We start from the raw sequence: 13,664 nt of genomic DNA on the forward strand, positions 1-13,664 counted from the left end.
ATGGGTTCGAATGCGCTGGTGCGGGCAGCAACGCCGGGCATGGCCCGGCGCTACCGTTGGTGTACAGGTCAGTACTTGCCGTCGAAGGCGAAGATCGGCTTGCGCTTCTGCCACAGGCCCGCCGTGAAGTCCGGGAACTCCAGCGTCTGGAAACTGTTGGCGATCGACTGCTCGCTCAACGGGGTAATCGCGCTCCACGTCACTGCGTCGTAGATGTCGATCGGCATCGGCGCATTGGCCTTCAGCGCTTCCACGAACGCATGGATCACGAACCAGTCCATGCCGCCATGGCCGGCGCTGGCAGCGGTGTCGGCATTCTGCTTCCACAGCGGATGTTCGTACTGGTCCTGGTACTTCTTGAACTCTTCCCACTGGTGCGGTGGGCTGCGGCCTTCGATGTGGATCGAATGGTTCACGTCCATCCACAGGCCCTTGGTGCCCTGCACGCGGAAACCCATCGAATACGGGCGCGGCAGCGAGGTGTCGTGCTGCAGCAGGATGGTCTCGCCGTTCTCGCAGGCCAGCGTGGTGGTGACGATGTCGCCGAGCTTGAACTTCACCCTGGTGCTCGGATGGGTGGTGCCGCCGCTCTTGGCTACGGTGTATTCGTGCAGGCCACGCGCCTTGGTGGCGAATGCGTTGATGTGGGTGAAACGGTTGCCGCGGTTGATGCCGGTATACATCGCGCACGGGCCGATGCCGTGGCTGGGGTAGAGCTCACCATTGCGCTCCACCGAGTGTTCGGTGCGCCAGCGTGCTTCGCTCCAGCCCTTGGGGCCGAACTCGACGCCGCTGTCGTAGGGCTGGTTCGGGTCGCCGGAGTTGAACTTCACCCCGCGCAGGTCGTGCTGGTAACCGGCCTGCAGGTGCACCAGTTCGCCGAACAGACCCTGCCGCACCATCTGCAGGGCCGCCATCACGTCACGGCGGTAACAGACGTTTTCCAGCAGCATGTACGGGGTGCCGGTGCTCAGCTGGGTCTTCAGCACGTCCCAGTGGTCCTGCAGGGTGATGCCGGCCACCACTTCGCAGCCCACGGCCACGCCGGCCTGCATCGCGGCAATGGCCATCGGTGCGTGGTACTCCCACGGCGTGGCGATGATCACGCCATCGATGCCCTTCTGCTCCAGCAGGCGCTTCCACGCGTTGATGTCGCGGTCCTGGCCGTAGGTCTTCGGCGCAGGCTTGCCCGCCTTGCTGACCATCTCCACGGCGCGGCCGAGCATGATCGGCTCGATATCGCACAGGGCAACGACCTCCACGTCGTCGCGGCGCACCAGTTCCTTCAGCAGCACCAGGCCACGCATGCCAGTACCGATCACGGCCAGGCGTACCTTGCGGCCACGTGCCCATGCCGGGGTCTGCGGCAGCAGGCTGCTGGCGGCGACAGCGGCGCTGGCCGCGATGAATTCCCTACGCTTCATGGCAAACACTCTCCTCTTGAAGGCGCGCCAGCCTTGGCCGGCGCGCCTGGTCACGCAAACGGAATTACTTGAACCGGTAGCCGATGGTCACACTGTAACCACGACCGAAGATGGTGGCGTAGTCACTGGAGTCACCCAGGAAGCTGTTGGGATCGTAGAACGGCAGGCGGTTGAACAGGTTCTTGACGGTGAAGCTCAGGTTCCACGCATCGTCCGGGCGCCAGGTGACGCTCATGTTGGCGGTCCACCACGACGGTGCACCATCGCATTTGTTCTTTTCCAGGGCCAGGTAACCGCCGGTGCAGGTTTCCTTGTTGTTGTCCTCTTCGTCGATCTGGTCGGTGGCCCACTTGGTGCCGCCCACGTAGTTGACGAACATGCTGGTGGTGACCTGCTTGTAGGTCCAGTCGGCATTCAGCGTCGCGCGCAGGCGCGGGTTGTTGTAGTAGCCCACCACGTCGCCGTAGTACCAGCCGTTCTGTTCATCCATGTAGAAGCGGTTGCGGTTGGCGATGGTGGCGGCCAGGCCGATGTTCAGCCCGCCCCACTCACCCAGCGAGAAACGGCTGCGCGCATCGATGTCGAAGCCATCGATCAGGGTCTTGCCGCGGTTCTTGTACTGGCCCACCACGCTGGCCACGTTGCCGGCCGAGTAGCCCGGCAGCGTTCCCGGGCAGCTCACACCGCTGGCCGGGTCGGCGCACATCGCCGCCAGCTGCGCCAGGTTGGCGCGGTCGCTGTCGGTGATCGGCGAGCGGGTGGACGAGATGATGTCCTCGGCGCGGCGGTAGTCCGGGGCAACGATTTCGTTGTCGCGGTAGATGAACCAGTAGTCGGCCGACACCGACAGCCAGGTGGCCGGCTCGTAGACGAAGCCCAGCGTGGCGATCTTCGCCTTCTCCGGCTTCAGGTCCTGGTTCGGCTGGGTCATGCGGGCCACGGTGCGGCTGCAGTCCACGTTGAGCAGGCTCTTGCCCAGGTCGACATCGCCGCCGCGCTGCGATTTCAGCAGCAGGTTGGCGATGGCGTTGGTCTCGGCGCAGCGCAGTTCATCACGGTAGCCGCCCAGCTGCGCGTACACGCCGCCGTTGCCGGACTCGGCCAGGCTAGGGGCGCGGAAGCCGGTGGAATAGGTACCGCGCAGCATCAGCTGGTCGAATGCCTGGTACTTGAAGCCGATCTTCGGCGCGACGTTGGCGCTGAAGTTCGGGTACTTGTCCACGCGCACGGCCGCATCCAGCTCCAGCTTCTCGGTGATCGGTGCCACCGTTTCAGCAAACAGCGCATAGGTGTTGCGCGCGCCATCGAACCACGAGCCACCCTGCTGGGTGATCAGGCCGGCGGCCGCGTCGGCGTTGCCGGGGGTGTAGAAGGTTTCGCGGCTGGCGTTGAAGCCGAACGCGGCGCGCATGTCACCGGCCGGCAGCTGGAAAAGCGGGCCTTCGATCTTGCCGTCCAGCGTATGCAGGCGCGTCCACGACTGGATGTCGAAGGTCGGGAACGCTTCGCGGATCAGCGCGGCGTTGGCCTCGCTGATCTGGCCGAACTGGTACGCCGGATGATCGGAGATGATCACACGGCCCGTGCCCGGGTCGATGCTGTAAGGACCGAAGGCCTTCTCGAAGCCCTTCACGTTGACGTTGATCGTCTGGTAGGTGGTCGAGTGCGTGCCGGCGGTGGCGAACGCGGTCTCCCAGTTCCAGTCACCAAAGTTGCCACGCGCGCCGGTCAGCACGCGGTAGCTCTTGTCGGTGTTGCGCTGGCCGAAGTAGTTGGCGCCGGCATCCTGCAGCAGATACTGCAGGCCGACCACGCCACCCATCATGGCCTTCAGCTCGGGGCTGGCGTGGTTGTACTCGTTGTTCGGGCCCAGGAATGGATACAGGAACTGGTTGACGTTGTTGCCGGTATCGCGCGAGAACCAGCTGGTCGGGTTGCCGGTGGTGGTGCCATAGCTGCGCGGGGTACCGCCGTTGGCACGCAGGTCGATATCGGTATAGGTGGCCTCGGCGAAGATCTCGGTGCTGTCGCCCACCAGGAAGGTGCCGTTGAGGTAGGCGGTGTTGCGTTCGGATTTGGCGCCGGCGTCGATCTCGTTGTTCATCCAGGTTTCCCAGACGCAACGCGGGCCGGCCGCTTCAGTGGTCAGCACGTTCCTGCAGCCCGGCGCGGCTTCCTGCACGCGGCGGCCGGTGACCGGATCGAACGCGAAATAGCTGCCCGGGTTGAACTCACCCGGCTTGCTGCCCACGCCCAGGCGCAGGTTGTTCAGGTAGTTGGGGTTGTTGACGTAGTACTGGTCCGGGCGCTTGTCATAGAAGTCGGCCAGCGGAATCGCGTCGCGGCGGTACATGTTCACCGCGCCGTAGATGTTGAAGCGGTTCTCGGTGAGGTCACCGAAGCCGGCGGTGATGCTGGCTTGGCGCTCGCCGTAGGAATCGATGCGCGAGGAGGTGTCGTTGGTGAAGCTGATCTCCGCGCCCTGGAAGTTGCGCTTGGTGATCACGTTGATCACGCCGGCCACCGCGTCGGTGCCGTACACCGCCGAGGCGCCGTCGGTCAGCACTTCCATGCGTTCGATGGCGGCGGCGGGAATCGCATCGATATTGACGAACTGGGTCTGGAAGCCCGCCGGCGCACCGTAGTACGACAGGCGGCGGCCATTCAACAGCACCAGCGTGCCCTGCGCGCCGAGGCCGCGCAGGTTGGCCTGCGAAGCGCCGTCGGAGCCGGTGAACAGCGAGCGCGAATCCTGCTGCGCTGGCCGGGCGGCCGGCAGGTTGTCGAGTACCTGCAGCAGCGTGCGCGCACCCATGTTCTGGATGTCCTGCTTGCTGATCACCTGCACCGGCGAGGCGGTTTCAACGTCGGTGCGGCGGATGTTGGAACCGGTGACCTCGATGCGGGCCAGGTCGGTGGCCTTGTCCTTGCTCTCCTGGGCGAAGGCAGGAACGGCGACCGACAGCAGCACGCCGGCGATGGCCAGCGACAACGGTGCGATCGAACGACAGGGGGGGCGGTGGTGGCGGGCGGGCAACATCGGGGTTCTCTCCTGGCAGGGGTGCGGCGCGAATGGTGGATCGGCGGGCAAAACGCTCCCGGGCCACGGCTCCCACCGTCGTGGTGAAGCCGTAGTCGGAATGGGCGGGGGAGGAGCGGTGTTACGTGGCGGTCATGGGGCGACGATGCTGGCGGAGTCGCCCTCCTGGCCGATCAGCACGGCGTTGGCCCAGTTGGCACAGACCTGGGCGGGTTGGCTGCCCTGCGCACCCAGCGTGCGCAGGCTCAGGGTGGAAAGGCCACGGATGTCCAGCTCCGGCTTGACCACGCCGGGCGCCTTCACCAGGCCACTGTCATACAGCAGGCGGTTGTCGCCCCAGACCTGGAACTGCAGGCCACCGGCCGTGCGGCAGGCGTCGTCAATGCCGAGGTCGGCACGCAGCAGGCGCCAGCCCCCCTGCAGGCGCAGGTCGATGCGGCTGTTGGCGGACACGCCCAGGCCGCGGCGGAACTGCAGGCCGTTCATGCGCATGCCGGCGTCGCCGCTGAACGCCTTGTCGGCGTGCACCTGGCTGGCCAGCGCGGCCGGCACCGGCAGCTCGGAGAGATAGCGCTGCCGGGCCGGTCGCTCCGGTTCCTGGTGTTCGAGGATGTGGAAGGTGGACAGCGCAATCGGGCCGACGTCGCGCGGTTGCAGCGCGTCGAAGGCACGCGCACTGCCCTGTGCAGCGGTCACCATCGGATCGGTGCTGGAGGCACCGTCACCTTCGGGGTTCTGCACGCTCAACACGCGGAAGCGCAGCAGGCGGCCGGCGTGGGCCGGGAAGTCGATGCGCTGCGTGCCTTCCTTCAGCTGCAGGTGGCCGCGGGCAATCGGTTCACCCCACTCGCCATTGCTGTCGCCCAGGTACACCTCGTAGTCGCGCACCTGGCCGTGCTTCCAGTTCTTGTCATTGCGCGGCGCGATGTCGATGCCGTCGATCATCTTCCGTTCGCCGAAACCGATCACCCACTCATGGGCACCGGTGCGCACGGCCTGGTTGCGCACGCTGCGGAACCAGGTGGCCGGATCATCATCGAAGGCATTTTCCAGCGCATGGCCGGGTTCTTCGGCCGGGCGGTTGACCACCAGCAGGCTGTCGGCCGGCAGTTCGCGGCCCAGCACCGGTGCGGCCGGATAGGCATCGTCGGCGGCCGCGGCGGTGACGGCGAAGTCCAGCTGCAGCTGCAGCGGCTGGCGGATGTCCTGCGCCGCGGTGCGTACATGCAGGGTGCCGCGACGCTCCTTGGCATCGAAGTACCAGCCCTCGCTGGCGTTGTTGAATGCGGTCGCGTCGGCCAGCGCCGGCAGCGCGCGGCCAGCGGCCTGCACCGCGCGCGGCGCCTGCCGGCTGAGCACGCGCAGGCCATAGCGGCGCTGTGCCAGCTGGCCGTTGTACTGGCCCTGCACCGCATCGATCTGCACCTGCACCGGGCCACTGCCCTGTGCCGGCGCCTGCACACTGATCCGCTGCGTGCTCGATTCGCCCTGCTGGTAGCGGCGGGTGTTGCCGTCATCTTCGTACAGCGTGTACTGCGAATCACCCTGCGGATACAGGTCGAAGGTCACTTCATCGAGCGGTTTCTCGCCGTCGAACAGCATCGACGGGTACATCGGCAGGATCGCACCGGCACGCACGAACACCGGCAGCGTGGCCAGATCCACCTGGCGGTCCAGCTGGCGGCCATCGGCGGCGGCCTGCACGCGGCGGCCATCCCAGTAGTCGATCCAGCCGCCGGCGGGCAGGTGGATGTCGCGGCGCCAGCCACGGCTGGCGGCCTGGCTGCGGTACACCGGTGCAACCAGCAGGTCGCGGCCGAGCAGGAACTGGTACTTGTAGGTTTCATCCTGCGCGTGCGGATCGCGCGGGTTGTCCCACATCAGGCCACGCACCGGCGGTGCACCGGTCTGTGCGGCCTCATGCACCAGCCCATACATGTACGGGGTCAGGCGCATCTTCAACTTCAGGTAATCGCGGTTGATGCTGCGGTAGGGCTCGTCGTACCACCACGGGTGCTTGCGCGCATTCGACGACCAGCCGCTCATGCCCATCAGCACCGGGGTGAACGCCTTCCACTGCAGGTCGCGGGTGAAGGTCTCGGCGCTGCCGCCGAAGATCGCGTCCACATCGCCACTGGCGTAGGCCATGCCGGACAGGCCCGAACCCACCAGGGTCGGCACATGCCAGCGGATGTAGTCCCAGCTGCTGCTCTGGTCGCCGGTCCAGGCCACGGCATAGCGCTGGATGCCGGCCCAGCCCATCACCGTCCACAGGAACGGGCGCGAATCGGAATTGTCGAGGATGCCGTTGAACGCCTGCCGGTTGGCATCCATCGCGAACTGGTAGCCCTTGCCGGTCCAGGCCACGTCCAGTTTCTGCACGCGGCTGCCGGCCTTGCCCACTTCCCAGGCGATCTTGTCGACGCCGTTCTCGGTCCATAGGCCGGTGCGGAAACCGTACCCGGCCAGGCCCTTCACCGTCTCCGGCAACTGCTTGTAGCCGCAGCCATAGCCATCGTTGGGCAGGATCCAGCCGCCGGGCATGTCATTGGCGCGGTACTGCTTGGCCACGCTGTTGATCACATCCGGCGTGGTGCCGGTCGGGCCGTCGCTCCAGCCCTCGGGCACGGTGCCGGGCTTCTTGCTGTTGTCGCCGTCGTTGTAGCAATCGGCATCGCCGTAGGACAGCGCCCAGCGCGCGACCATGTTCGGGCGGCCGGTCAGCTGGGTGTAGCGCTCGATCAGCTTCGGCAGGTCGGCGCCAACGAAGTAGTACGCATCGAAGCGGTCTTCGCGATGCAGCAGGGTGGCCTGGTCGCTCTGCCGCAGGTCGTAGCTGCCATCGCTCCACGTATTGCGCAGCATGCCCCAGCCACGGCTGCTCAGCAGCATCGGTGCCGGGCTCGGGCGATCCCCCTCTTCCCAGCCGCCGGAGTACGAGACGTCCAGTTCGCGGCCCTTGAACTGGTAGCGGCCGTTCTGCTGGCCACCGCCGTAATAGCCTTCATCGGCCTGCGAGGACAGCACCTGCACGCTCTGCGCGGCATCCAGGTCCAGCGGCTGCAGTTCCTGCCACAGCGCGGTGGGCTGGCCGTTGTCCAGACGCTCCAGGCGCAGGCGCAACGGCTGCCGCTGCACATGCAGCACGAGTGCAGCGGTACGCACGCGGATCTCCTGCGCGTCTTCTTCCAGCTGTGCCTGCACGTTGGCCTTGGGCTGCGGCAGCACGATCGGCGCGGCCTTGTCGCCGGCACCGGTCAGCTTGCCGTTGCGGCCGGCCTGTACGCGGATGATGTCGGTGGCCGGCAGTTCAATGCGGATGCGCGTGCCGTTGTCGGTCTGCAGGTCCCAGCCATCTACACCGTCGGTGCTGGCACTGGCGCTGACCGAGCGCAGGTTGCCGACCGGTGCGGCCTGGGCCGACAGGGACGCCGACAGCAGTGCCGGCAACAGGGCCAGCAGCAGTGGCGAACGACGAACGCAGATTTCCACACGGACTCCCAACCCGTTCACCGGGCGTTTCGAAAGCGGTTGGGCCGACTCTAGGGCAGCGATTCGAAAGATGTCAACAAATTGAAAGGAAAAAGGAAGATATATTTAGATGAAACGAAAGTTGTTGCGTTGCAATACTTTGTGTAACCGCTTGCAGCCGCCTGTTAAGCATTGTGCGATACGGCATCCGGCGGTTTCTTTCGTTTCCAGAGTCATGCCGTGCGGGGAAAGTCATCACCGCGATATCTTTCTTTTTACTTTCGGTATTTGACATTTCGAAAGAAAACGCAGATGGTGCGCTGGCCCAACTGGAACCTCCGAATGGACGTCACCCTGCTTTCCGATGTGTCCGCCTGGCAGCGCCGCGGCGGAGCCGATACCGCTACCGAAATCGCCCAGCAGCCGGCGCTGTGGGAAGCCCTTGCACAGGATCTGTCGCGTGCCCGCGACCGCCTGCAGGCCTTCCTCGGCGACAGCCTCAACGACCCGAACCAGCGCGTGCTGTTCACCGGCGCCGGCAGTTCCGGCTTCATCGCTGAAATGGTGGCCGATGCCATCAACGCGCAGTGGCCGGCCGAGGTGCGCGTGGTGCATACCACCAGCCTGCTCACCCATCCTGCGCTGTACCTGCAGCGCGATCGCCCGACCCTGCTGGTGTCGTTCGGCCGCAGCGGCTCCAGCCCCGAAAGCGTTGCCGCCGTCGACCGCGTGCGCAGTGACGTGGACGATGCGCGCTTCCTGGACATCACCTGCAATGCCGAGGGCGAGCTGGCCCGCCGTGGCGCCGGCCGTGCCGACACCTGCACCCTGCTGATGCCGTCGGCCAGCTGCGACCGCGCCTTCGCCATGACCAGCAGCCTGACCTGCATGCTGCTGGCGGCATTGACCATGTTCGACCGTTCGCCGTGGGATGCGCGCATCGCACGCCTGCAGCAGATTGCCGGTCTGGCCCGCGAAGGCCAGGCGCAGTGGGATGCAGCTGTGGCCGCGCTGGCGCAGCGCCCGTTCAACCGGGTCATCTACCTTGGCAGCGGTCCGCTGGAAGCACTGGCGCGCGAGGCTGCGCTGAAGGTGCTGGAGCTCACCGCCGGCCGCGTGCTGGCGCTGGCAAACACCCCGCTCGGCTTCCGCCATGGACCGAAGTCCACGCTGGACGGCAGCACCCTGGTGGTCGTGCTGCGCAGCGTGCAGCCGCTGGCGCGCCGCTATGAGCAGGACCTGCTGGAAGAACTGCGCCGCGACGGCGTGGCCGGCCAGGTGCTGTCGATCGGCCCGCATTCGGATATCGGCGCCGACGATGACTACACCCTCACCGTGCCTGCCCTGGATGACCCGTGGCTGGCGCCGGTGTGGCTGGGCTTTGCGCAGCTGTACGCGCTGCAGCGTTCGGCTGCACTCGGCCTGACCCCCGACAATCCATTCCCGGACGGCACCGTCAACCGCGTGGTCAAGGGTGTCACCATCCACCATGGCTGAGCTGATCGCCAACGCCTGCTACGGTATCGACATCGGCGGCACCAAGATCGAGCTGGTGGTGTGCGATGCGGCGATGCAGGTCACCTGGCGCCGCCGCGTGGCTACCCCGCAGGGCGACTACGACGGCTTCCTGCAGGCGGTGGTGACATTGGTTGCTGAAGCCGATGCTGCGCTGGGTCGCAGCGATGCGGCCATCGGCATCGCCCTGCCCGGCGTGCGTGATCGTCGCAACGGCCGCCAGCTCAGCGCCAATGTGCCTGCGCTGACCGGTCAATGCGTGGCGGCTGATCTGCAGGCACGCCTGCAGCGCCCGCTGCATTTCGGCAACGACCTGCAGTGTTTTGCGCTCTCCGAGGCGCACGGCGGCGCCGCCGATGGCTACCCCAGCATGTTCGGCGCCATCCTCGGCACCGGTGCCGGTGGCGGCTTCTGCCTGCAGGGACGCCTGCTGTCCGGCTTCAACGGCCTGGCCGGCGAATGGGGCCATTGGAGCGTGCCGGGCCACCTGCTGCAGCGTCATGGCCTGCCGCTCATCGATTGCGCCTGTGGCCTGCAAGGCTGCGTGGAGCGCTACGTGTCCGGCAGTGGCCTGGCGATGATCGAGCGTCACCTCGGTGGCAGCGCTGCCGATGCCAGCGTGGTGGTCACCCTGGCCGAGGCCGGCGATGCGCGTGCACGGCAGGCGCTGGACATCCATCGCGACCTGCTCGGCCACAGCCTGGCCGCCCTGGTGCTGGCGCTGGACCCGCACGTGATCGTGCTCGGTGGCGGCCTGTCCCGGTACACACCGCTGTACCAGCTGTTGCCGGCGGCCATCGCCGCGCATCTGTTCAACGGCGTGCAGGTGCCGCCCATCGTGCCGCCGCGCTTCGGCGATGCCGGTGGTGCACGCGGTGCCGCCCTGCTGGCCTGCCAACCCTCGTTTTCCTGATGTCCGGAGCTTGACCATGTCCCCGTTGCAGACCCTGCTTGCCTCCCACCGCGCCGGCCACAACGTCGGCCTGTACAGCGTCTGCTGCAGCAACGAACAGGTGCTGCGCGCGGCCATGCACGTGGCGTTGGCGCACGATACCGTGCTGCTGATCGAAGCCACCTCCAACCAGGTCGACCAGTTCGGCGGCTACACCGGCATGACCCCGCCGCAGTACCGCGACTACGTCGGTACCCTGGCCGATGAGGAAGGCTTCCCGCGCGAGCGCTTGATCCTCGGCGGTGACCACCTTGGCCCGAACGCCTGGCAGAAGCGCCCGGCCGCCGAAGCGATGACCCATGCGCGCGTGCTGATCGAGGCCTACGTCGCCGCGGGTTTCCACAAGATCCACCTGGACTGCAGCATGTCCTGCGCCGATGACCCGGTGCCGCTGCCCGATGCCATCGTTGCTGCACGTTCGGCCGAGCTGGCCGAGATCGCCGAGCGCACCGCCGCCGAGCACGGCCTGCCGCCGCCGGTCTATGTCATCGGTACCGAAGTGCCGATTCCCGGTGGCGAAGCCTCGCTGGCCGGTGGCCTGCAGGTGACCACCCCGGCCGCCGCTGCGCAGACCCTGGCCATCCACCGGCAGGCCTTCGACACCCCGCTGCTGCGCGATGCATGGCAGCGTGTGCTGGCCATGGTGGTGCAGCCGGGCGTGGACTTCGACCACAGCAGCGTGCACGAGTACGACGCGGCCGCCGCCAGCGAGCTGGCCGACTTCCTCGAACAGCAGCCGCGCATCGTGTTCGAGGCGCATTCGACCGACTACCAGCGCGAAAGCGGCCTGCATGCGCTGGTGCGCGACCATTTCGCCATCCTCAAGGTCGGCCCCGCGGCCACCTTCGCCTACCGCGAAGCGCTGTTCGCACTGGCTGCCATCGAAGCCGAGCTGCTGCCGGCCGCGCAGTGCTCGCGCCTGCCGCAGGTGCTGGACGAGGTGATGGTGGCGCAGCCGAAGTCCTGGCAGTCCTACTACCAGGGCGACGAAGCGACCCTGCGCCTGCTGCGCAGCTATTCCTTCAGCGACCGCTGCCGCTACTACTGGGGCGAGCCGGCGCTGGTGCAGGCCGTGCACACCCTGTTCGCCAACCTGGAACAGCACGCGCCGCCGCTGGTGCTGCTCAGCCAGTACCTGCCGGAGCAGTACCGCGCCGTGCGCGAGGGCACCCTGGCCAATACGCCTACCGCCCTGGTGCAGCATCGCATCGGCCTGTGCCTGGGCGAATACGCCCGCGCCTGCAGCGCCAACCAGGCGGGAACCCGCAAGCACAACGCAAGTCCGGCTGCCGCCGATCTTGCGAACGGCTAATCTCTACCTTTCCCTGCGAAACCGAGAATGGCCATGCGCAACACCCGCTCCCGCCGGCAACAGATCCTGCAGCTGCTGATCGAGCACGGCTCGGTGCAGGTGGCCGATCTGGTCGAGCGCTTCGGCGTGTCGGCGGTGACCATCCGTGCCGACCTGACCCACTTCGAATCGCAGGGGCTGGCCACGCGTACCCACGGTGGTGCCACCCTGGTGCGAACGCCGCCGCAGGAGCAGGACATCCATGAAAAGGATGCGCTGAACCTGCCGCTGAAGGACTCCATCGGCACGGCGGCCGCGCGCCTGGTGCAGGCCGGTGACAACATCATCATCGACTCCGGCTCCACCACGATGACCCTGGCCCGCCACCTGCGCGGACACCGCGATGTGACGGTGATGACCAACGGCCTGAACATCGCCTGGGAACTGGCCAACGCGGCCGGCATCACCGTGCTGTTGACCGGCGGACTGCTGCGCCAGCAATCGCTGTCGCTGCAGGGCAGCCAGGCCGAAGCCAGCCTCAACTCCTACAGCTTCGACACGCTGTTCCTGGGCGTGGATGGCCTGGACCTGCAGTTCGGCCTGACCACCCACGACGAAGCCGAAGCCCGCCTCAACCACCGCATGGTCGAACGCGCGCGGCGCATCGTGGTGCTCACCGACGCCTCCAAATTCGGACGCGTCAGCCTGCACCGCATCGCCCGCCTCGATCAGATCCACGCCATCATCACCGACGCCGGCATCGACGACGCGACCCGCGAGGGGCTGCAGCGGCTGGGCATCGAAGTGATCATCGCCGAGCCCCCCGCATGACCGACACCCGCTCCCTGCACGGCCGCATCCTCACCCCGTTGGGCTGGCGTCGCGGCCAGGTCCAGTTCGATTCACACGTGCGCCAGCTGCAGGTAGATGACCACAGCGGCGGCGATGACCCGCAGCTGTCGGTGATCCTGCCCGGCTTCATCGACCTGCACGTGCATGGCGCGGCCGGCGTCGACCTGATGCAGGGCGGCGACGTGGCCCGCACCATCGCCCGCACCCATGCGCGCTTTGGTACCACCACACTGCTGGCGACCACCATGACCGCTGGCCTGGACGAGATCGAATACGCGCTGCAGGGCGTTGCGGCAACGATGGCAGCGCCCGATGCCGATGCCGCCTGCATCGCCGGTGTGCACCTGGAAGGCCCCTTCATCAGCCCGCAGCGGCTGGGCGCACAACCCAATCGTACGATCGAGGCGACGATGGCGCTGGTGCGGCAGCTGCACGCGCTGGCACCGATCCGGGTGATGACGCTGGCGCCGGAGATCGGCGAGCACACCGCACTGATCCCCGCGCTGTCCGCACTCGGCATCCGCGTGCAGCTCGGCCACAGTGCAGGCACCTACGAGGAAGGCGTGGCCGCATTGCAGGCCGGCGCTTCCGGTTTCACCCATCTGTTCAACGGCATGACCGGCGTCGACCACTACCGGCCGGGCATCGCCGCCGCTGCCCTGGCGCATGCCCGGTACGCCGAGATCATTCCCGACCTGCAGCACATCCACCCCGGCGTGATCCGTCTGGCCGCACGCGCGATTCCGCGCCTGTATGCGGTAACCGACGCGACCGCCGCCACCGGCATGCCCGATGGCGAGTACGCACTGGGCGAGCAGCGCGTACACAAGTGCGGCGGCTGCGTGCGCCTGGCCACCGGCTCGCTGGCCGGCAGCGCGCTGACCATGGACCAGGCGCTGCGCAACCTGGTGCAGGTGGGATTGGATCTGGCTGACGCGTCGCAGCGCGTGTCCACCTTCCCGGCCGATTACCTGGGCTTGGGCGATCGCGGCCGCATTGCGCCCGACGCCCGTGCCGACCTGGTGGTGCTGGATGCGGAACTGCGCCTGCAGCAGGTCGTGGTGGGCGGTCGATTGATCGATCTGGACTGACACACGCCATGCGGCCCGGATGCCGCAC

General features: G+C 67.1%; 8 protein-coding genes. 5 read left to right on the forward strand and 3 right to left on the reverse strand.

Features of this window, described 5'->3' with window-relative positions:
• Positions 1-68 precede the first annotated feature (68 nt).
• The 3 genes from LMF57_RS19015 to LMF57_RS19025 form a co-directional block, all read right to left on the reverse strand.
• Positions 69-1,424 (reverse strand): Gfo/Idh/MocA family oxidoreductase, encoded by a 1,356-nt coding sequence (locus tag LMF57_RS19015; RefSeq protein ID WP_229290408.1) that lies wholly within the window; start codon positions 1,422-1,424, stop codon positions 69-71.
• A 64-nt stretch (positions 1,425-1,488) separates the two neighbouring features.
• Positions 1,489-4,464, reverse strand: coding sequence for a TonB-dependent receptor (locus LMF57_RS19020; protein ID WP_208082292.1), 2,976 nt, complete (start codon positions 4,462-4,464; stop codon positions 1,489-1,491).
• A 132-nt stretch (positions 4,465-4,596) separates the two neighbouring features.
• A complete protein-coding gene (locus tag LMF57_RS19025) occupies positions 4,597-7,956 on the reverse strand; it encodes a TIM-barrel domain-containing protein (protein WP_208082293.1) in 3,360 nt (1,119 codons plus the stop codon).
• Positions 7,957-8,277: 321 nt separating this feature from the next.
• On the opposite strand from LMF57_RS19025, the gene LMF57_RS19030 reads away from it, so the two are divergent.
• From LMF57_RS19030 to LMF57_RS19050, 5 genes are read left to right on the forward strand one after another with little or no spacing between them, the layout of a single operon-like run.
• Complete coding sequence (locus LMF57_RS19030; protein WP_208082294.1) at positions 8,278-9,432, forward strand: SIS domain-containing protein; 1,155 nt, start codon at positions 8,278-8,280, stop codon at positions 9,430-9,432.
• On the forward strand, positions 9,425-10,363 hold the full coding sequence (locus LMF57_RS19035; RefSeq protein WP_208082295.1) for an ROK family protein: 939 nt from the start codon (positions 9,425-9,427) through the stop codon (positions 10,361-10,363). Before LMF57_RS19030 ends, LMF57_RS19035 begins: the two co-directional genes overlap by 8 nt.
• A gap of 16 nt (positions 10,364-10,379) precedes the next feature.
• Positions 10,380-11,714: a D-tagatose-bisphosphate aldolase, class II, non-catalytic subunit gene (locus LMF57_RS19040; RefSeq protein WP_059065495.1), complete on the forward strand. Its 1,335-nt coding sequence runs from the start codon at positions 10,380-10,382 to the stop codon at positions 11,712-11,714.
• 33 nt (positions 11,715-11,747) lie between these two features.
• Positions 11,748-12,524, forward strand: coding sequence for a DeoR family transcriptional regulator (locus LMF57_RS19045; protein WP_049465791.1), 777 nt, complete (start codon positions 11,748-11,750; stop codon positions 12,522-12,524).
• Positions 12,521-13,636: an amidohydrolase family protein gene (locus tag LMF57_RS19050; RefSeq protein ID WP_208082296.1), complete on the forward strand. Its 1,116-nt coding sequence runs from the start codon at positions 12,521-12,523 to the stop codon at positions 13,634-13,636. The genes LMF57_RS19045 and LMF57_RS19050 overlap by 4 nt, the downstream gene beginning before the upstream one ends.
• Positions 13,637-13,664 lie beyond the last annotated feature (28 nt).

It is taken from the genome of Stenotrophomonas sp. SI-NJAU-1 (assembly GCF_020883215.1).
Classification (GTDB): domain Bacteria; phylum Pseudomonadota; class Gammaproteobacteria; order Xanthomonadales; family Xanthomonadaceae; genus Stenotrophomonas; species Stenotrophomonas indicatrix.